This window comes from Variovorax sp. GW821-FHT10D07 (assembly GCF_059415325.1).
Map to the genome: position 1 here is coordinate 180,105 of NZ_JBWKMZ010000008.1, position 17,892 is coordinate 197,996.

14 protein-coding genes are annotated in these 17,892 nt (G+C 70.0%); 9 read left to right on the forward strand and 5 right to left on the reverse strand.

Annotation, left to right across the window (positions count from 1 at the left end; translation table 11 throughout):
* A complete protein-coding gene (locus AC07PU_RS23140; protein ID WP_495320854.1) occupies positions 1–744 on the reverse strand; it encodes a secretin and TonB N-terminal domain-containing protein in 744 nt (247 codons plus the stop codon).
* A gap of 329 nt (positions 745–1,073) precedes the next feature.
* Here AC07PU_RS23140 and AC07PU_RS23145 point away from each other — a divergent pair, with 329 nt between their 5' ends.
* The 5 genes from AC07PU_RS23145 (at position 1,074) to AC07PU_RS23165 (ending at position 6,489) form a co-directional block, all read left to right on the forward strand.
* Positions 1,074–2,402, forward strand: a complete 1,329-nt coding sequence (locus AC07PU_RS23145) for a C4-dicarboxylate transporter DctA (RefSeq protein WP_495320856.1) — start codon at positions 1,074–1,076, stop codon at positions 2,400–2,402.
* Positions 2,403–2,422: 20 nt separating this feature from the next.
* Positions 2,423–3,130, forward strand: coding sequence for a GntR family transcriptional regulator (locus AC07PU_RS23150; RefSeq protein ID WP_093340571.1), 708 nt, complete (start codon positions 2,423–2,425; stop codon positions 3,128–3,130).
* Between the two features lie 101 nt (positions 3,131–3,231).
* Positions 3,232–4,371 carry an AI-2E family transporter gene (locus tag AC07PU_RS23155; RefSeq protein WP_093340573.1) on the forward strand — a complete coding sequence of 380 codons (1,140 nt, stop codon included), beginning with the start codon at positions 3,232–3,234 and terminating at the stop codon, positions 4,369–4,371.
* Between the two features lie 140 nt (positions 4,372–4,511).
* Positions 4,512–4,973 carry a DUF2141 domain-containing protein gene (locus AC07PU_RS23160; protein WP_093340575.1) on the forward strand — a complete coding sequence of 154 codons (462 nt, stop codon included), beginning with the start codon at positions 4,512–4,514 and terminating at the stop codon, positions 4,971–4,973.
* Positions 4,974–4,983: 10 nt separating this feature from the next.
* Positions 4,984–6,489, forward strand: coding sequence for a carotenoid oxygenase family protein (locus tag AC07PU_RS23165; RefSeq protein WP_495320859.1), 1,506 nt, complete (start codon positions 4,984–4,986; stop codon positions 6,487–6,489).
* Positions 6,490–6,505: 16 nt separating this feature from the next.
* Here AC07PU_RS23165 and AC07PU_RS23170 read toward each other — a convergent pair whose 3' ends face one another.
* Entirely contained in the window at positions 6,506–7,408 is a 903-nt protein-coding gene (locus AC07PU_RS23170) for a LysR family transcriptional regulator (RefSeq protein WP_495320861.1), read from the reverse strand.
* A gap of 130 nt (positions 7,409–7,538) precedes the next feature.
* Here AC07PU_RS23170 and gcl point away from each other — a divergent pair, with 130 nt between their 5' ends.
* From gcl to AC07PU_RS23185, 3 genes are read left to right on the forward strand one after another with little or no spacing between them, the layout of a single operon-like run.
* Positions 7,539–9,332: a glyoxylate carboligase gene (gene gcl / locus AC07PU_RS23175; protein ID WP_057591558.1), complete on the forward strand. Its 1,794-nt coding sequence runs from the start codon at positions 7,539–7,541 to the stop codon at positions 9,330–9,332.
* 38 nt (positions 9,333–9,370) lie between these two features.
* Positions 9,371–10,156 carry a hydroxypyruvate isomerase gene (gene hyi, locus AC07PU_RS23180; RefSeq protein ID WP_495320863.1) on the forward strand — a complete coding sequence of 262 codons (786 nt, stop codon included), beginning with the start codon at positions 9,371–9,373 and terminating at the stop codon, positions 10,154–10,156.
* 35 nt (positions 10,157–10,191) lie between these two features.
* On the forward strand, positions 10,192–11,100 hold the full coding sequence (locus tag AC07PU_RS23185) for a 2-hydroxy-3-oxopropionate reductase (protein ID WP_495320865.1): 909 nt from the start codon (positions 10,192–10,194) through the stop codon (positions 11,098–11,100).
* A 9-nt stretch (positions 11,101–11,109) separates the two neighbouring features.
* On the opposite strand, the gene AC07PU_RS23190 is transcribed toward AC07PU_RS23185, so the two are convergent.
* Positions 11,110–12,450, reverse strand: a complete 1,341-nt coding sequence (locus AC07PU_RS23190; protein WP_093340589.1) for an NAD(P)/FAD-dependent oxidoreductase — start codon at positions 12,448–12,450, stop codon at positions 11,110–11,112.
* Positions 12,451–12,705: 255 nt separating this feature from the next.
* On the opposite strand from AC07PU_RS23190, the gene AC07PU_RS23195 reads away from it, so the two are divergent.
* Complete coding sequence (locus AC07PU_RS23195) at positions 12,706–15,006, forward strand: NADP-dependent malic enzyme (RefSeq protein WP_093340591.1); 2,301 nt, start codon at positions 12,706–12,708, stop codon at positions 15,004–15,006.
* A 10-nt stretch (positions 15,007–15,016) separates the two neighbouring features.
* On the opposite strand, the gene AC07PU_RS23200 is transcribed toward AC07PU_RS23195, so the two are convergent.
* Entirely contained in the window at positions 15,017–16,081 is a 1,065-nt protein-coding gene (locus tag AC07PU_RS23200) for an S-methyl thiohydantoin desulfurase domain-containing protein (RefSeq protein WP_296799447.1), read from the reverse strand.
* 43 nt (positions 16,082–16,124) lie between these two features.
* Entirely contained in the window at positions 16,125–17,747 is a 1,623-nt protein-coding gene (locus tag AC07PU_RS23205) for an OPT/YSL family transporter (protein WP_495320868.1), read from the reverse strand.
* Positions 17,748–17,892: the final 145 nt, after the last annotated feature.

Genomic DNA, 17,892 nt, shown 5'->3' on the forward strand with positions numbered 1-17,892 from the left:
TCAGTGCACCGTGGCGCAGGCCGGGGCGCGCGCCATCGCCTCCCGCGGCAGGATCGCCAGAATCAGCGGTTGCGCAAGGGTGCGCGGCGGCGGCTGGTCGATGCGCAGGCTTTCGAGGACGGCGAGCATCGCGGCGTCGCGCTGGCCGTCGCCGCTCGAGGCGAGCAGGTTGGCCTGCCGCACCCGGCCCTCGGCATCGAGCCGGAATCGCAGCACCGCGCGGTAGCCGCCCGGCGCGGTGCGCGGCGATGCGCACAGCGCACCCCAGACGCGGGCCTGCACCAGGCCGTCGTAGCGGCGATGGTCCCGCCCGGCCGGCGCTGCCGGCTCGGGCGCGGAGCGGGCGGCGGGCTGCAGCACGAAGGCCTGGTTGCGGCCCCCGCTCACGTCGTCGACCTCCAGGCCGGAGCCCTCCAGCATCGCGCGCAGCGCGGCCTGCGGCGTGTAGCGGCCGCGCACCGGCGCGGACAGGCGGCCGGCCACGAGCTCGTCGGGAAACACCACCGGCCGCTGCGCCACGGCGGCGTACCGGTCCAGGCCCGAGGCCAGTGACTGGGCGGGAATGTCGAAGTCGAGGCTGGGGTCCGGGTCCACCGCGGCGAGGTCCGCGCGTTGCGCAGCGCCCGGGCCGGCCGGCCGGCGAATGCCACCGTCATCGGCCGCGCCCCATGCGGGCGCCGCGATCGACAACAGCAACCACCACGCGGCACCGCGGCCGCTCACGCCCGACACGCGCGGATGCACCGCTGCCGATCGCCGGGCCCGATGCCCGCGCGAACGGCCCTGCGATGGCCGCGAGGGCACGCGCGGGGCGGGCAAAGAGAAAGTCGGGTCGACAAGGAGCAGGCACCGTTTTTGGGGTACGGCATCCTCGCGTCGATCCGTGACCGCTCCGTTACATGCGCGCAGGCCCGCACGGTGCCGCGCCGGCCATCCGCCGGCGTGGCAAAGCCCTCGGTGGGGGCCTCCTCCAGGCCCGGGAATACCCTCTGCCAACCCAGGCCCTTTCTTGCCTACATTGCTTGTATGCAAGATTTCCGACGACTTGCATGCAAATAACACAGGAGATTTCCATGCGTCGTTTCACCCGCTCCCTGTTCGGCCAGGTCGTGCTCGCCCTGCTGATCGGCGTGGTGCTGGGCCTGCTGGCCCCGCAGCTCGCCGTCAAGCTCAAGCCGCTGGGCGACGGCTTCATCAAGCTGATCAAGATGATCATTCCCGTGCTGGTCTTCTGCGTGGTGGTGCATGGCATCGCCGGCGCGGGCGACCTGAAGCGCGTGGGCCGCGTCGGCGTGAAGGCGCTGATCTACTTCGAGCTGCTCACCACCATCGCGCTGGCGATGGGGCTGGTGCTGGCCTTCGTGTTCCAGCCCGGCGTGGGCATGAACGTCGATCCGGGCAAGCTCGACCCGGCCGCGATGAGCGCCTATGCCTCCAATGCCGACAAGCTCACCAGCGGCGGCACGGTCGAGTTCCTGCTGAAGCTGATCCCCACCACGGTGGTGAACGCCTTCGCGACCGGCGACGTGCTGCAGGTGCTGCTGTTCGCGGTGCTGTTCGGCTGCGCGCTGTCGCTGCTCGGCGAGCGCGGCAAGCCGGTGGCGGTGGTGGTGGACGCGCTGTCGCTGGTGCTGTTCAAGATCATGGGCATCCTCATCAAGCTGGCGCCGCTGGGCGTGCTCGGCGCGATCGCCTTCACGGTCGGCCAGTACGGCGTGGGCTCGCTCAAGCAACTCGGCATGCTGATCGCGCTGTTCTACCTCGCGGTGCTGGTGTTCGTGTTCGTGGTGCTGGGCTTCGTGATGCGCATGTCGGGCTTCAGCCTCTGGAAGCTGCTGCGCTACCTGCGCGAAGAGCTCGCGATCGTGTTCGCCACCACCTCGTCGGACAGCGTGCTGCCGCAGATCATGGCCAAGCTGCGCCGCATGGGCATCCGCGACTCGACGGTGGGCCTGGTGATCCCCACCGGCTACTCGTTCAACCTCGACGCCTTCTCGATCTACATCACGCTGGCGGCGGTGTTCATCGCGCAGGCCACCAACACGCCGATCACCATGACCGACCTGCTGACGATCCTCGCGATCTCGCTGGTCACCTCCAAGGGCGCGCACGGCGTGCCGGGCTCGGCGATCGTGGTGCTGGCCGCCACCCTGCATGCGATTCCGGCCATTCCCGCGATCGGGCTGGTGCTGGTGCTGTCGGTCGACTGGTTCATGGGCATCGCGCGCGCGCTCGGCAACCTGATCGGCAACTGCGTGGCAACGGTGGCGATCGCCGCCTGGGAAGGCGACATCGACCGCGAGCGCGCCCATGCGGTGCTCGACGACCGCGCGGCGCCCGACGAACCGGCGCTGGCAGAATCCGGCGCGCCGCCCGTCGGCGCCGCCCTCGAACGCCACTGAAGCAAGCCACCCCGCCACCGATGAGCACCACCGAAGTCAGCCCCACCGTCATCGCCGAGCGCGTGGTCGAGGCGATCCTCGCGCAGAAGCTCGCCCCCGGCGAGCGGCTCGGCGAGCAGGCGCTGGCCGAGAACTTCGCGGTCAGCCGCACCATGGTGCGCGAGGCGCTGATGCAGCTGCAGGCGCGCGGCTTCGTCGAGGTGCAGTCGCGCCGCGGCTGGTACGTGGTCGAGCCCTCGGCCGAGGAGGCGCGCGACGCCTTCCGCGCGCGCCGCATCATCGAGTCGGGCATCCTCTCGGAGCCCGAGGGCCGGCCGCTGGCGAAGGTGATCCGCAAGCTGCGCGACCACATCGCCGACGAGCAGCGCGCGGTGGAAGGCGCCGACGCCGCCACCCGCGCCTTCCTGCTGGCCGACTTCCACGTCTGCCTGGCCGAGCAGCTCGGCCACCAGCTGCTGGTCGACGTGCTGCGCGACCTGACGGCGCGCACCACGCTCGCGGCCACGCTCTACCAGTCGAAGCACGAGGCCGGCCAGTCCTGCGCCGAGCACGAGGCGATCGTGGCCGCGCTCGAGCGCGGCGACAGCGCGCGCGCACGCAGCCTGATGCTGGCCCACATCGGCAACGTCGAGCGCGCGCTCGAGGTCGAGGCCAGCGCCGAACCCGATGCCTCGGCACGGCTGCGCGCCACGCTGGCGCCGGTGGCCTTGCCGCGCGCCAAGCGCTGAGAAACGTGCATTAGGTCCGCGCCGGCCGCCGGCGGCGGCGCACGAAGGGGCCGGCGACTACAGAGGCGGCCTGGCGGGCTCGGCTACAGTCCGGGTCAACCATGAACTCTCCCCAACTCCAGCGCGGCGTGTTCCTCGCCCTGCTCGCCGTCGTCACCGTCGCCTTCCTGTGGGTGCTGATGCCGTTCTTCGGCGCGGTGCTCTGGGGCGTGTCGCTCGCGATCCTGTTCACGCCGCTCTACAAGTGGCTGCTCAGGAAGATGCGCGGCAAGCCCAACGCGGCGGCGCTGTCCACGCTCGCGATCTGCCTGGTGATCGTGATCCTGCCGCTGGCGATGATCGGCGTGTCGCTGGTGCAGGAAGTGGCGCTGGTCACGCAGAGCATCCGCTCGGGGCAGATCAACTTCGCGGCCTACTTCCAGCAGATCCTGGCCGCCACGCCGCAGTGGCTGCTGAACCTGGTCGAGCGCTTCAACCTCGGCGACGCGGCGGCCTGGCAGGCGCGCATCTCGACCATCGCCGGCCAGGGCAGCCAGCTGATCGCGAGCCAGGCGCTGGCCATCGGGCAGAACACCTTCGACTTCGTGGTCAGCTTCTTCGTGATGCTGTACCTGCTCTATTTCCTGGTGCGCGACGGCGCCTCGCTGTCGAAGACCATGCGCGACGCGCTGCCGCTGGCCAAGCCGCACACGCACTACCTGCTCAACAAGTTCACCACCGTGATCCGCGCCACCATCAAGGGCAACGTGGCAGTGGCGGTGGCGCAGGGCGCGCTCGGCGGGCTGGCCTTCTGGTTCCTCGGCGTGCAGGGCGCGCTGCTGTGGGCGGTGCTGATGGCCTTCCTGTCGCTGCTGCCCGCCGTGGGCGCGGCGCTGATCTGGGGCCCGGTGGCGATCTACTTCCTCGCCACCGGCCATTTCTGGCAGGGCGGCATCCTGATCTTCGTCGGCGTGTTCGTGATCGGCCTGGTCGACAACATCCTGCGCCCGGTGCTGGTGGGCAAGGACACGCAGATGCCCGACTACATCGTGCTGATGTCCACCATCGGCGGCATGGCGATCTTCGGCATCAACGGCTTCGTGATCGGGCCGGTGGTGGCGGCGCTGTTCATGGCGGCATGGAGCCTGTTCGCCGATTCGGGCCACGTGGGCACGGGCCACGAAAAGCCGGCCGACGAGGCCGAGGATGGCCGCCACCACGGCCAGCACGGCGGCCAACACAAGGGCCAGCACAAGGGCTGAAGCCGGCTGTGGGGGCCGGCCGTTCGCGCCGGCCTGCGCGCATTTCGCGCGTGCATTCGCGCATTCCGTCGCATGGCGCTGGGCAGCGGCCGCCGCCTTTGGGATCGTCGGGTCTTCCATCCACCACGACGAGGACCGCCATGCACCTTCCCGCTTTCCTGCCCCGCCCGGCCGCGCGCACCCTGTACGCCGCGACCGCCGTCGCCGCCCTCGCGGCCGCCACGCTCGCGCCGCTGAGCGCGCGGGCCGCCGACCTCAGCCTGAACGTGGCCGAGGGCCCGGCCACCGAGGCCACGCTCTACATCGCGCTGTACGCCGATGCCGCCAGCTTCGGCGCCAGCAAGCCGCTGGCCTCGCAGAGCCTGCCGCTGCGCGAGGGCAAGGCGCGCGTGGTGTTCGCGGGCCTGCCGCCCGGCCGCTATGCGGTGCGCGCCTATGCCGACGAGAACGGCAACGGCAAGCTCGACACCAACCTCGTGGGCCTGCCGACCGAGCGCTACGGCTTCTCGAACGACGCCAAGGGCAAGCTCGGCGCGCCCGACTTCGAGGCCGCGGCGATCGGCGTCGATGCCGACCTGCAGAGCGCCATCCACCTGCGCTGAGGAGGCCGCCATGCAACGACGCGAACTGCTGCGCCTGCTGGCCGGCACCGGCGCCCTGCCCCTGCTCGCGCCCTGGGCCCGCGCAACGGGCGCGGCCGGCGAGGAGAACTGGCAGGCCCAGTTCGAGGCCGCCGACGCCCCCTGGAAGATCGGCTTCGCCACGCCGCCCGGCGACCTGCCGCCGGCCCGCGCCACGGTGCGCGGGCGCTTCCCCGACGCGGTGGCCGGCACGCTGTTCCGTGTCGGCCCCACCGGCCACGACCTGGGCGGCGAGCGCTACCACCACTGGTTCGACGGCGACGGCATGGTGCACCGCTTCGCGATCGCGGGCGGCGAGGTGCTGCACCAGGGCCGCTACGTGGCCACGCCCAAGCGCGTGGCCGAGCTGCGCGCCGGGCGCCGGCTGGTCGAGGCCTTCGGCACCGTGCCGCCGGGCGCGGAGCCGCCGGCCTCGCCCGACGCGATGAACGTCGCCAACACCAGCGTGCTGCCGCTGCAGGGCGAGGTGCTGGCGCTGTGGGAAGGCGGTTCGGCCACACGGCTCGATGCGCGCACGCTCGACACGCTGGGCCTGAAGACCTGGCGCGCCGATCTCGCGGGCATGCCGTTCTCGGCCCACCCGAAGGTGGACCCCGACGGCACGGTGTGGAACTTCGGCGTGAGCTCGGGCGCGAGCCTGCTCGCGCTCTACGAGATCGCGCCCGAGGGCACGCTGCGCCGTGCCGCCGCGGTGCCGGTGCCCGACCTGCCGATGGTCCACGACTTCGCCGTGACCGAGCGACACCTGGTGTTCCTGATGCCGCCGCTGGTGTACGACGGCAAGCGCAAGGAGGCCGGCGCCAGCTTCCTCGATGCCCATGTCTGGCGGCCCGAGCTCGGCATGCGCGCGCTGGTGGTCGACAAGCGCGACTGGGAGCGGCGCCAGCTGCTGACCCTGCCGGCCGGCTTCCTGTTCCATGTCGGCAATGCCTGGGAGGAGGACACGCCGCGCGGCCCGCGCATCCACATCGACTACGTGCGCACCGAGGATGCCGAGTCGGTGTTCACGACCAACCGCGAGCTGATGCGCGCACGCCGCGTGCGTCAGAACGAACCGCGCCTGACCATCGCCACGCTCGACCTGGCCAATGGCCGGGCCACGCAGAAGGTGCTGCCGCAGGAGGCCGAGTTCCCGCGCATCGATCCGCGCCGCGTCGGCCTGCGCCATCGCCAGGTGATCCATGCCACGCTGACGCGGCCCGACGTGCCGGGCTTCCAGGCGGTGGCGCGCACCGACGTCGAGAGCGGCCGCAGCGAGCGCTTCGTCCATGGCGCGCAGTCGATCGTCGAGGAGCATGTGTTCGTGCCCGACGGCAGGAAGCCGGGCTGGGTGCTGGGCACCTCGCTCGACTTCGGCCGCAAGTGCACGGTGCTGTCCTGCTTCGCGGCCGACCATCTCGCGGCGGGGCCGGTGGCGCAGGCCACCTTGCCCTACGCGCTGCCGCTGGGGCTGCACGGCGCCTTCGTGAAGGCCTGAGGCGCGAGAGGACGCCTCAGGCGTCCCACCAGCCTTCGTCGAAACGCCCCTGCAGGAAGGCCACGAAGCTCGACACCTTGCCCGGCACCAGCTTGGGCGAGGGAAAGACCGCGTGGATCTCCTGCTCGGGCAGCGCATGGTCGGCCAGCACCGCGCGCACCTTGCCCGCGGCCAGCGACTCGCTGGCCACGTAGCGCGGCATCAGCGCGATGCCCAGGCCGTCGCGCGCGGCCGCCAGCACGGCCGAGAGGTTGTTGGAACGGAAGCGGCCCGACACCGGCACCGTCACCGGCTCGCCCTTGGGCGTGTGCATGCGCCAGAACTCGTCGCCCACCACGCTGCTGTAGATCAGCGCCACGTGCGCGCTGAGGTCCTGCGCGCGCCTGGGCGTGCCGTGCTTCTTCAGGTAGGCCGGCGAGGCGACCATGGCCCAGGGGTTGGCGCCCAGGTAGCGCGCGCCCAGCGAGGAATCGGCCAGCTTGCCCATGCGCACCGCCACGTCGATGCCCTGCGCGATCAGGTCCACGTAGCGGTCCTCGAAGCTCAGGTCGATCTGCACCTGCGGATACCGGCGCATGTACTCGAGCGCGAGCGGCACCACCACGCGGCGGCCGAAGGCCACCGAGGTGCCGACGCGCAGCAGGCCCAGGGCCTGGTTCTGGCGCAGCTGCACCACGCTGTCGGCCTCCTCAGCGTCGCGCACGATCGACTTGCACTTCTCGTAGTAGAGCGCACCGGGCTCGGTGAGGCTCACGCCGCGCGTGTTGCGGTTGAGCAGCCTTACTTTCAGGCGCGCCTCGGTGGCGGCGATCTGCTTGGTCACCGTGGGCTGGGTGGTGTGGAACTCGAGCGCGGCCTTCGAGAAGCTGCCGGTCTCCACCACGCGCACGAACATTTCCATTGCCAACAGCCGGTCCATCGCCACTCCTTCGGATCGCCGCCATCCTAATCACTTATTCCGCAATGGAATAGGTTTTATGGTCCCGTGCCGTCTTCTTGGAATCCCCCCCGCTTCCTACAGTGGACCCAAGCTTTTAAGGAGACTTTCAATGGCAAAGATGACCGCGGTCCAGGCCGCCGTGCTGGTGATGGAGAAGGAGGGCGTGACGCAGGCCTTCGGCGTGCCCGGTGCCGCCATCAATCCGATGTACTCGGCGCTGCGGCAACGCGGCAGCATCGCGCACATCCTCGCGCGCCACGTCGAGGGCGCCTCGCACATGGCCGAGGGCTACACCCGCGCCGTCGCCGGCAACATCGGCGTGTGCATCGGCACCTCGGGCCCGGCGGGCACCGACATGATCACGGGCCTGTACTCGGCCTGGGCCGACTCGATCCCGATCCTGTGCATCACCGGCCAGGCACCGCGCGCGCGCCTCTACAAGGAAGACTTCCAGGCGGTCGACATCGAGTCGATCTCCAAGCCGGTCACCAAGTGGTCGGTGACGGTGCGCGAACCCGGCCAGGTGCCGCAGGTGTTCCAGCAGGCCTTCCATCTGATGCGCTCGGGCCGCCCGGGCCCGGTGCTGATCGACCTGCCCTTCGACGTGCAGATGGCGCAGATCGAGTTCGACATCGACAGCTACGAACCGCTCAAGCCCTACAAGCCGGCCGCGAGCCGCGCCCAGATCGAGCGCGCGATCGAGATGCTCAACGCGGCCGAGCGCCCGCTGATCGTGGCCGGCGGCGGCGTCATCAATGCCGACGCGAGCGAACTGCTGGTGCGCTTCGCCGAAGCCACCGGCGTGCCCGTGATCCCCACGCTGATGGGCTGGGGCTCGATCCCCGACGACCATCCGCTGATGGCCGGCATGTGCGGCCTGCAGACCAGCCACCGCTACGGCAACGCCACCATGCTGGCCTCCGACTTCGTGCTGGGCATCGGCAACCGCTGGGCCAACCGCCACACCGGCTCGGTCGACGTCTACACCAAGGGCCGCAAGTTCGTGCACGTGGACATCGAACCCACGCAGATCGGCCGCGTGTTCACGCCCGACTTCGGCATCGTCTCCGATGCCAAGGCCGCGCTCGAGCTGTTCGTGCAGGTGGCCGAGGAGATGAAGGCCGCGGGCCGGCTGCCGAGCCGCCGCGAGTGGGCCAACGCGTGCATCGAGCGCAAGAGGACCATGCTGCGCAAGACCAACTTCGACGAAGTGCCGATGAAGCCGCAGCGCGTGTACCAGTGCATGAACAACAACTTCGACAACGACACCTGCTACGTCAGCACCATCGGGCTGTCGCAGATCGCCGCGGCGCAGTTCCTGCACGTCTACAACCCGCGCCACTGGATCAACTGCGGCCAGGCCGGCCCGCTGGGCTGGACCATTCCCGCCGCGCTCGGCGTGCGCGCGGCCGATCCCACGCGCAAGATCGTCGCGCTCTCGGGCGACTACGACTTCCAGTTCATGATCGAGGAGCTCGCGGTGGGCGCGCAGTTCAAGCTGCCCTACATCCACATCGTGGTCAACAACTCCTACCTCGGCCTGATCCGCCAGGCGCAGCGCGGCTTCGAGATGGACTACTGCGTGCAGCTGGCCTTCGACAACATCAACGCGGGCCCCGACGCCGGCATCGAGAGCAGCTACGGCGTGGACCACATGAAGGTGGTCGAGGGCCTGGGCTGCAAGGCGATCCGCGTCAACCGCCAGGAAGAGATCGCCCCCGCGATCCGCCGCGCCGAGGCGCTGATGGCCGAGCACGGCGTGCCGGTGGTGATCGAGGTGATGCTCGAGCGCGTGACCAACATCGCGATGGGCACCGAGATCGACAACATCACCGAGTTCGAGCCGCTCGCGGAAACGCCGGCCGATGCACCCACCGCCGTGGCGGCGGTGCTGCTGGACTGAGCACGGGCCATCGCCGAATCGATTCGAAGGACCACACCATGCCCAAGTTCGCAGCCAATCTCACCATGCTCTTCACCGAGCTGCCGTTCCTGCAGCGCTTCGAGGCCGCCGCCAAGGCGGGCTTCGAGGCGGTGGAGTACCTGTTCCCCTACCCCTTCGAGAAGAAGGACCTCACCGCCGCGCTGCGCGCCAACGGCCTCGCGCAGGTGCTGCACAACCTGCCGGCCGGCGACTGGGACAAGGGCGAGCGCGGCATCGCCTGCCATCCGGACCGCACCGGCGAGTTCCGCGAAGGCATCGCGATGGCCATCGACTACGCCACGGCCCTCGGCTGCCCGCAGGTCAACTGCCTGGTCGGCAAGGTGCCGGCCGGCGTGAGCCACGACATCGCCCACCGCACCGTGGTCGAGAACCTGCGCCTCGCCGCTTCCGAGCTCGAGGCGGCGGGCATCCTCCTGCTCATCGAGCCGATCAACCCCTTCGACATTCCCGGCTTCTTCCTCAACCGCACCGAGCAGGCGATCGCGCTGATCGACGAAGTGGGCTCGGCCAACCTGCGCGTGCAGTACGACATCTACCACGCGCAGCGCACCGAGGGCGAGCTGGGCAACACGCTCACCAAGCACTTCGCGCGCATCGGCCACATCCAGCTGGCCGACAACCCAGGCCGCGGCGAGCCGGGCACGGGCGAGATCAACTACCCGTGGCTGTTCCAGCACATCGATGCGCTCGGCTACGACGGCTTCATCGGCTGCGAATACAAGCCGCGCGCCACCACCGTCGAAGGCCTGGGCTGGCGCGAGGCGCTGACCCGCGCGCAGTGAACGACGACACGACCAGATTCAAGGAAACCTCAGACATGACGCAACAAGCATCGCAACGCATCGGATTCATCGGCCTGGGCATCATGGGCGCGCCCATGGCGGGCCACCTGCTCGAGGCCGGCCATCAGCTGTTCGTGAACACGCACGGCAACACGCCCGAGCCCTTCATCTCGCGCGCCACCATCTGCGCCTCGCCGGTCGAGGTCGCGCGCCAGGCCGACATCGTGTTCGTGATGGTGCCCGACACGCCCGACGTGGAGAAGGTGCTGTTCGGCGAACCGGGCCGCGACGGCGTGGCCGCGGGCCTGAGCAAGGGCAAGATCGTGGTGGACTGCAGCTCGATCGACCCGATCGCCACCAAGGGCTTCGCGCAGCGCATCGAGGCGCTGGGCTGCGGCTACATCGACGCGCCGGTCTCGGGTGGCGAGGTGGGCGCCAAGGCCGCGAGCCTCACGATCATGTGCGGCGGCGACGAAGGCATCTTCGGCCGCGTGCGCCCGCTGCTCGAGAAGATGGGCAAGAACGTGACGCTGGTGGGCGGCGTGGGCGACGGCCAGGTCTGCAAGGTGGCCAACCAGATCATCGTGGCGCTGAACATCGCGGCCGTGGGCGAGGCACTGCTGTTCGCGAGCAAGGCCGGCGCGGATCCGGCCAAGGTGCGCCAGGCGCTGATGGGCGGCTTCGCGAGCTCGCGCATCCTCGAGGTGCATGGCGAACGCATGATCAAGCGCACCTTCGCGCCGGGCTTCCGCATCTCGCTGCACCAGAAGGACCTGAACCTCGCGCTGCAGAGCGCGCGTTCGCTGGGCGTGGCGCTGCCGCAGACGGCCGGCGCGGCGCAACTGATGAACGCCTGCGCGGCACTGGGCCATGGGCAGCAGGACCACTCGGCGCTGGTGCGTGCGCTGGAGGCGCTGGCGCAGCACACGGTGGCGCCGGACTGAGCCTGCGGCTCAGGTCTTCGCAGCCTCGAGGGATTCCTTGAGGTTGCGCCGCCGCCAGGCCCAGGTCTTGATGGCCTGCGGCAGGATGCCGAGGCAGGAGGCGTAGTAGGTCACCTTGAAGCCCCAGAAGCGCGGGCCGATGGGGGTGTCGCGGAACAGGTCGCCGGCCAGGATCGACAGCAGCGCCTCCTGCATGCGCCAGACGTTGCGCGGCGCCATGAACAGGCGCCGGATCGCCGGCGAGGTGATGCGGTAGATGAACCACGAGAACATCCTCGGCCCGCGCTTCATGACCTTCTCGTAGTGGCGGAACGCGCGCTCGGCCTCCCTGGCCTCGCCGCGCAGCCACAGGTCGGCGGCCGTCGCGGCCTCGAAGCCGCTGTTCATCGCGAGGTAGACGCCCGACGAGAACATCGGGTCGACGAAGGCATAGGCGTCGCCCACCATCATGAAGCGGTCGCCGCGGCAGAACTTGGAGTCGTAGGCGTAGTTGCCGGTGGCGGTGGCGCCCTCCATCAGCGTGGCGTTCTTCAATCGCGCGGCCAGCTTGGGCGCGAGCGCGATGGTCTCCATCAGGAAGTCCTCGAGCGAGGCGCCCTGGCGGCGCTTGAAGTAGGCCGGCGAGGCCACCGCGCCGACGCTCACGGTGCCGTCCTTGAGCGGGATGTACCAGAACCAGCCGTGGTCGAACCAGAACAGCGAGATATTGCCCTCGAAGCGGCCCGGCCGGCGCTCGGCATTGGCGAAGTGGCCGTAGAGCGCGGCGCTCGCATGCTTGCGGTTGCGCTGCTTGGCATCGAACTGGTTCGACAGCAGGGTGTCGCGCCCGCTGGCGTCGATCACGAAGCGCGGGCGCCAGGCGGTCTCGGTGCCGTCGTCGGCCTTGATCTTCACGAGCGGCCGGTTGTCGGGCGTGCCCTTGCCGGCGTCCATGTCGACGCCCGTGACGCGCTGGCCCTCGAAGGTCCGCGCGCCGCGCTTGCCGGCATGGCGGAACAGCAGCTCGTCGAACTCCGAGCGGCGCACGTGCACCGCGTAGGGGAAGCTCTTGTCCATCGCCTCGCCGAAGTCGAAATGGCTGCTGTGGTCGTGCCAGGGCGAGACGAACTCGGCGCCGTGCTTGCGGATGCCGATGGCCTCGACCTCGGTGCGCACGCCGAGCCGGTCGAACAGCGGCATGTTCATCGGCAGCAGCGATTCGCCGATGTGAAAGCGCGGATGCTGCGCCTTCTCGAACAGCACCACGTCGTGGCCCTTGTCCGCGAGCAGCGCGGCCACGGTGGAGCCCGAGGGGCCGCCGCCGATGACCACGACGTCGGGTTCGGTGCTGGTGAAAGGTCCGGAAGTCATTCGCTGCAAGCCTCTTGTTGTCGTTCTGTCATGTGGAGGATGAAGCCGCCCTCGCGGCAGGGCCGCAACCGGCCGAAGCGCAGTTTAGCCAACCCTCGGGCCGCGTCGAACCCGTTTCGGGGCCCCGTTGCGGGCCCGGCGCACCCGCTCTCGCCCACGCCCGCTATGGGTTCAGGCTTTTTCGGCATCGCCCTGGCAAGAAGAGGTAGCGCTTTTGCGGTAGCCTCGTCGCCCGTAGAAACAAGGAGACTTTCCATGGCCGCCCCCCTGTCACCGGCAGAAGAAGCACTGCGCGAAGCTGCCCGTGAGTACCACCGCTCGCCCGTCAAGGGCAAGATCTCGATCACCCCGACCAAGCCCCTGCTGAACCAGCGCGACCTGTCGCTGGCCTATTCGCCGGGCGTGGCCTATCCCTGCCTCGACATCGCGGCCGATCCCTCCACCGCCGCCGAATACACCGCGCGCGGCAACCTCGTGGGCGTGGTCACCAACGGCACGGCCGTGCTGGGCCTGGGCAACATCGGCCCGCTGGCCGCCAAGCCCGTGATGGAAGGCAAGGGCTGCCTGTTCAAGAAATTCGCCGGCATCGACGTGTTCGACATCGAGCTGGCCGAGAACGACCCCGACAAGCTGGTCGACATCATCGCGGCGCTCGAGCCCACGCTGGGCGGCATCAACCTCGAGGACATCAAGGCGCCCGAGTGCTTCTACATCGAGAAGAAGCTGCGCGAGCGCATGAACATCCCGGTGTTCCACGACGACCAGCACGGCACGGCCATCATCTCGGCCGCCGCGCTGATCAACGGCCTGGAACTCGTCGACAAGAAGATCGAGGACGTGAAGATCGCCGTCTCGGGCGCGGGCGCCGCCGCCATCGCCTGCCTCGACGTGATGGTGGGCCTGGGCGTGAAGCCCGCCAACATCCACGCCTGCGACTCCAAGGGCCTGATCTACACCGGCCGCGCGGGCGGCTTCGACGAATCGAAGGCACGCTACGCGCAGCCCGACACCGGCGCGCGCACGCTGGCCGACGTGGTGAAGGACGCCGACGTGTTCCTCGGCTGCTCGGCCCCGGGCGTGATGACGGCCGACATGGTCAAGACCATGGCGCGCCAGCCGATCATCCTGGCGCTGGCCAATCCCGAGCCCGAGATCCGCCCCGAGCTCGCCAAGGCCGTGCGGCCCGACTGCATCATCGCCACCGGCCGCTCGGACTATCCGAACCAGGTCAACAACGTGCTGTGCTTCCCGTACATCTTCCGCGGCGCGCTCGACTGCGGCGCGAGCAAGATCACGGAAGAGATGAAGCTGGCCTGCGTGCGCGAGATCGCCGACCTGACCAAGGCCGACATCAGCGAGGAAGTGGCCACCGCCTACGCGGGCCAGGAACTGGCCTTCGGCCCCGACTACATCATTCCCAAGCCCTTCGATTCGCGCCTGATCCTGCGCATCGCGCCGGCCGTCGCCAAGGCCGCGCAGGCCTCGGGCGTGGCCACGCGCCCGATCGAGGACATGGATGCCTACCGCCAGCACCTGACGCGCTTCGTCTACCAGACCGGCATGTTCATGCGCCCGGTGTTCACCGCCGCCAAGCTGGCCACCGCCAAGCGCGTGGCCTATGCCGAGGGCGAGGACGAGCGCGTGCTGCGCGCGGCCCAGTACGCGGTCGACGAAGGCCTGGCACGGCCGATCCTGGTGGGACGCCCCGCCGTGATCGAGACGCGCATCAAGAAGGCCGGCCTGCACATCCGCCTGGGCACCGACTTCGAGGTGGTCGACCCCGAGGACGATCCGCGCTTCCGCATCTACTGGGAGAGCTACCACAAGCTCATGGGCCGCCGCGGCATGACGCCCGAGGCCGCCAAGGCCGCGGTGCGCCGCTCGAACACCGTGATCGCCGCGCTGATGATCCACCTCGGCGACGCCGACGCGATGATCTGCGGCATGGTCGGGCGCTTCGACGCCCACCTCGAGCACATCCGCGACCTGATCGGCCTGAAGCGCGGCGCGCCCGGCTTCGCGACCTTGAACGCGCTCACGCTCGACAAGCGCACCATCTTCATCACCGACACCAACGTGAACGAGGACCCGAGCGCCGAGATGCTCGCCAGCATCGCGCTGATGGCGGCCGAGGAGATCCACCGTTTCGGCCTGCCGCCGAAGGTGGCCTTCCTCTCGCACTCGAACTACGGCAGCTCCTCGCGCGGCTCGGGCCGCAAGATGCGGCTGGCGCGCGACCTGTTCGCGCAGATGGCGCCCGACATCGAATGCGATGGCGAGATGCACGGCGACGCGGCACTCTCGGAAGAGATCCGCCGCACCGCGCTGCCCGACAGCACGCTCTCGGGCGAGGCCAATCTGCTGGTGTGCCCGAACCTCGATTCGGCCCACATCCTCTACAACGTGCTGAAGATGACCGGCGCCAACGGCATCACGGTGGGCCCGGTGCTGCTGGGCGCCGCGAGCTCGGCGCACGTGCTCACGCCCTCGTCGACGGTGCGCCGCATCATCAACATGACGGCGCTGGCGGTGGCGAAGGTCACGGTCGACAAGTAAGCGGGTCGCTTCAGACCACGGCGTCCTCGGCGGGTGCGAAAGCCTCGCCGAGCGACTGCTCGAGCGGCCGGTAGAGCTCGGGCATGAACATGGTGCGCGACAGCAGCAGCCGCGCGCGCGGCGCGACCAGCACGCGCAGGCGCGCGCCCTCGCGCACATGGGCCGACACCACCGGCCGGCCTTCGTCCGAGAAGGTCATCACGAGGTCGGGGAAGCGCGCGACGCGCCGGCCCTGCTGCTCGAGCAGCATGTATTCGTTGATGAAGCGCAGCACGGTGCGCGCTGCATCGTCGAGCTCGACCACGCCCACGTCCAGCCCCTCCTGCTGCTCGCAGCGGTAGCCGCGCACCGTGCCCTCGGCCACGATGCGGCCCTCGAGCGAGCGCGCCACGGCATCGACGCCGCCGTCGAGCCAGGCCTGGCCGAGCGCGATCGCATGGCTGATCGCGCCGGGCGCGCCGTGCCGCTGCGCATAGCCCACCTCGACCGGATTGCGCGCCACCGCCACCAGGCCGCCCGCCTCCACCGAGGCGCGCCGCACCACGGCCGAGGTGCGCTCGAGCCGGCCCGACACCACGCCCTCGACGTAGCGCTGCGGCTCGCCGCCCGCATAGGCCTGGACCGAGAGGTAGTCGGGCTCGGTGTGCAGGCCCAGCGCGCCCATCACGCTCGACGGATGGGCGCGGCCGTTGCAGGCCAGGTCGATCACGGGCAGGCCGCTCATCGCGGCATGGAACCAGCCGTTGACCGTGGTCTCGGCGCCGTTCTCGTTGGCATGCAGGCCGACCAGCTCGCGGCCCGGCGGCAGTTCGCGGCGCAGCAGCTCGAGCGTGCGCAGCAGGTGCGCGGGCTGCACATGCGGATCGGGCGCGGCCGGCGCGCCGACCAGCGCCATGGTGGCGGTGAGCGCCGAGGGCTCGAACTCGTCGACGCTCCACAGCTGCGGCGTGCCGACCTGCAGCGCGAGCGTGGCGGCGCGCTCGCCGGCCGCGATCAGCCCGCCGCCGCCACCGCCGAGGATGGCGCCGCCCCAGATGGCCGCGCGGACGTCGTCGGGGGTCAGATTGCGTTTCATGGATGCATGGCTCCTGTGTGTGACGAATGAAAAGAAGGGATGGCTACTTGCGCAGGCTCTTCACCGCGCCCGAGAAGAAGCTGTAGAGCGCGTCGCCCGCGATCACGCCGCCCGCGAACACCTCGAGCCGCTCGCGCGCGGCGCTGCCGAGCACGCGCTGCACGAGCAGCCGGCAGGCGATGCCGGCCGCGACCATCCAGCCGGCCAGCGGGCTCGCGATCAGCAGGCCGGTGGCGAACAGCACGCCGAGCTGCTGGCGCGCGCCGCCCGCGAGCTGCAGCAGCGCGCCGGGCACGGCCCACAGCGCGAGGTTGCGCGCTGTGTCGCCCGAGATGCCGGCCTGGATGGCCGCGACGTAGGCCGCGTTGATCGGCGCCGTCTGGTGGTTGGCGAAGAACAGCCGCCAGCTGCAGGCCACGACCACGATCGCCACCGCGAAGCCCACCATGCCGGCGATCATCTGTTCGCGCCGGCCCGCGGTCTCGAAGGCCGTGCCCGAGGTCTCGCCGCGCAGCAGGTGGCCGGCCTTGAGGTCGTAGCCCATGTCGGCGAAGGCCGGCCCGGTGGCGGCCGAGAAGCCCGCGAGCACCACCAGCGCCTCGGGCGGAAAGCCGATCAGGATGCCGATCAGGAGCGAGATCAGCGCCACCGCGAAGGCCGGGAACCAGCCCGAATGCATGGCCGCGATGCCCACGATCAGCTCGTGCACGAAGGCCGCGAAGGTACCGTAGAGCACGAAGCCCACGAGCATGCCCGGCGACATGCCGTGGTAGACGCCCGTGCCCACGGCCAGCAGCACCATGATCGCGAGATAGCCGATGCCGCCCAGGCGCAGCGAGCGGCCCAGCGCGCGGGCACCGCGTGCATCGGGTGTAGCGGGCACGCCGGCCGTACCGTGCTTCTTCAGCACCACACGGCCCACCTGCGCCAGCGCCACGATGCCGGCGCCGATCATCATCCCGTGCGGCAGGTAGATCGCGCCGATGTCGATGCCGGTCAAGGGCAGTGCATGGCCGCGCACCAGCAGCCCGATGCCGAACGCGGTCATCGCGCCCAGGCCGCCGATCAGCGCCACGCCGAAGGCCGACATCGGCAGCTTGAACACCGCGCCCAGCGCGCCCGTGGCCAGGCCGCCCAGCAGCAGCCAGGCCTGCTTGCCGCCGCCGTCGCCGGCCTTGATCGCCTCGGCCGCCGCGATGCCCAGCGGCCACGGGTTCTTCGCGGGGAAGGCCGGCGTGTCGAACATGCGGTAGAGCAGCCAGGCATCGAGCAGCATCGCGAGGCTCACGCCGACCAGCATCGGCACCACCATCTCGGGCAGGCCGAACAGGAACGGGATGCCGATCGGCAGGAACAGGCTGTTGGCCGCGCCGAAGGTGGCCGAGGAGATGCTGGTCTGCGCGAGGTTCTGCGCATGCACCGAGCGGAAGCCGCGGAACATGGCCAGCGGCACGCGCGCCAGGGTCATGGCCGCGAGCGCGCCGATCAGCGAGGTGCTCGGCGTGATGCCCAGGCTCGCGAGCATCTGGATGCCGACGATGGCGCCGAACACGCTGAGCACCAGCGTGAGGACCAGGTTGGCCGGTGCCAGGGCCTTGGGGTGCAGCGCCGGCGGGGTGTGGTCGTGCAGCGGCGCGAGCGCCGTGGCCTCGGTATCGATGCTCATCTTTTTAGCAGTTCCATTTTTTGGAACTTGATGCAATAATATTGAACCGCATCATAGAACCGGTCCGGGCGCTGTCAAGCGCGGGTCACCCGAGCCCGCATCGCCGTCGCGCGCCGAACCTATGATTCCCCTCGATCCACCGACC

What these genes read in the sequence shown, in the direction of transcription:
- AC07PU_RS23155 (WP_093340573.1), top strand. Translation starts at nt 3,232, where the DNA reads ATGAACTCTCCCCAACTCCAGCGCGGCGTGTTCCTCGCCCTGCTCGCC.
- AC07PU_RS23205 (WP_495320868.1), bottom strand. Translation starts at nt 17,747, where the DNA reads ATGAGCATCGATACCGAGGCCACGGCGCTCGCGCCGCTGCACGACCAC.
- AC07PU_RS23165 (WP_495320859.1), top strand. Translation starts at nt 4,984, where the DNA reads ATGCAACGACGCGAACTGCTGCGCCTGCTGGCCGGCACCGGCGCCCTG.
- AC07PU_RS23150 (WP_093340571.1), top strand. Translation starts at nt 2,423, where the DNA reads ATGAGCACCACCGAAGTCAGCCCCACCGTCATCGCCGAGCGCGTGGTC.
- AC07PU_RS23160 (WP_093340575.1), top strand. Translation starts at nt 4,512, where the DNA reads ATGCACCTTCCCGCTTTCCTGCCCCGCCCGGCCGCGCGCACCCTGTAC.
- AC07PU_RS23145 (WP_495320856.1), top strand. Translation starts at nt 1,074, where the DNA reads ATGCGTCGTTTCACCCGCTCCCTGTTCGGCCAGGTCGTGCTCGCCCTG.
- gcl (WP_057591558.1), top strand. Translation starts at nt 7,539, where the DNA reads ATGGCAAAGATGACCGCGGTCCAGGCCGCCGTGCTGGTGATGGAGAAG.
- hyi (WP_495320863.1), top strand. Translation starts at nt 9,371, where the DNA reads ATGCCCAAGTTCGCAGCCAATCTCACCATGCTCTTCACCGAGCTGCCG.
- AC07PU_RS23190 (WP_093340589.1), bottom strand. Translation starts at nt 12,450, where the DNA reads ATGACTTCCGGACCTTTCACCAGCACCGAACCCGACGTCGTGGTCATC.
- AC07PU_RS23185 (WP_495320865.1), top strand. Translation starts at nt 10,192, where the DNA reads ATGACGCAACAAGCATCGCAACGCATCGGATTCATCGGCCTGGGCATC.
- AC07PU_RS23200 (WP_296799447.1), bottom strand. Translation starts at nt 16,081, where the DNA reads ATGAAACGCAATCTGACCCCCGACGACGTCCGCGCGGCCATCTGGGGC.
- AC07PU_RS23195 (WP_093340591.1), top strand. Translation starts at nt 12,706, where the DNA reads ATGGCCGCCCCCCTGTCACCGGCAGAAGAAGCACTGCGCGAAGCTGCC.
- AC07PU_RS23170 (WP_495320861.1), bottom strand. Translation starts at nt 7,408, where the DNA reads ATGGACCGGCTGTTGGCAATGGAAATGTTCGTGCGCGTGGTGGAGACC.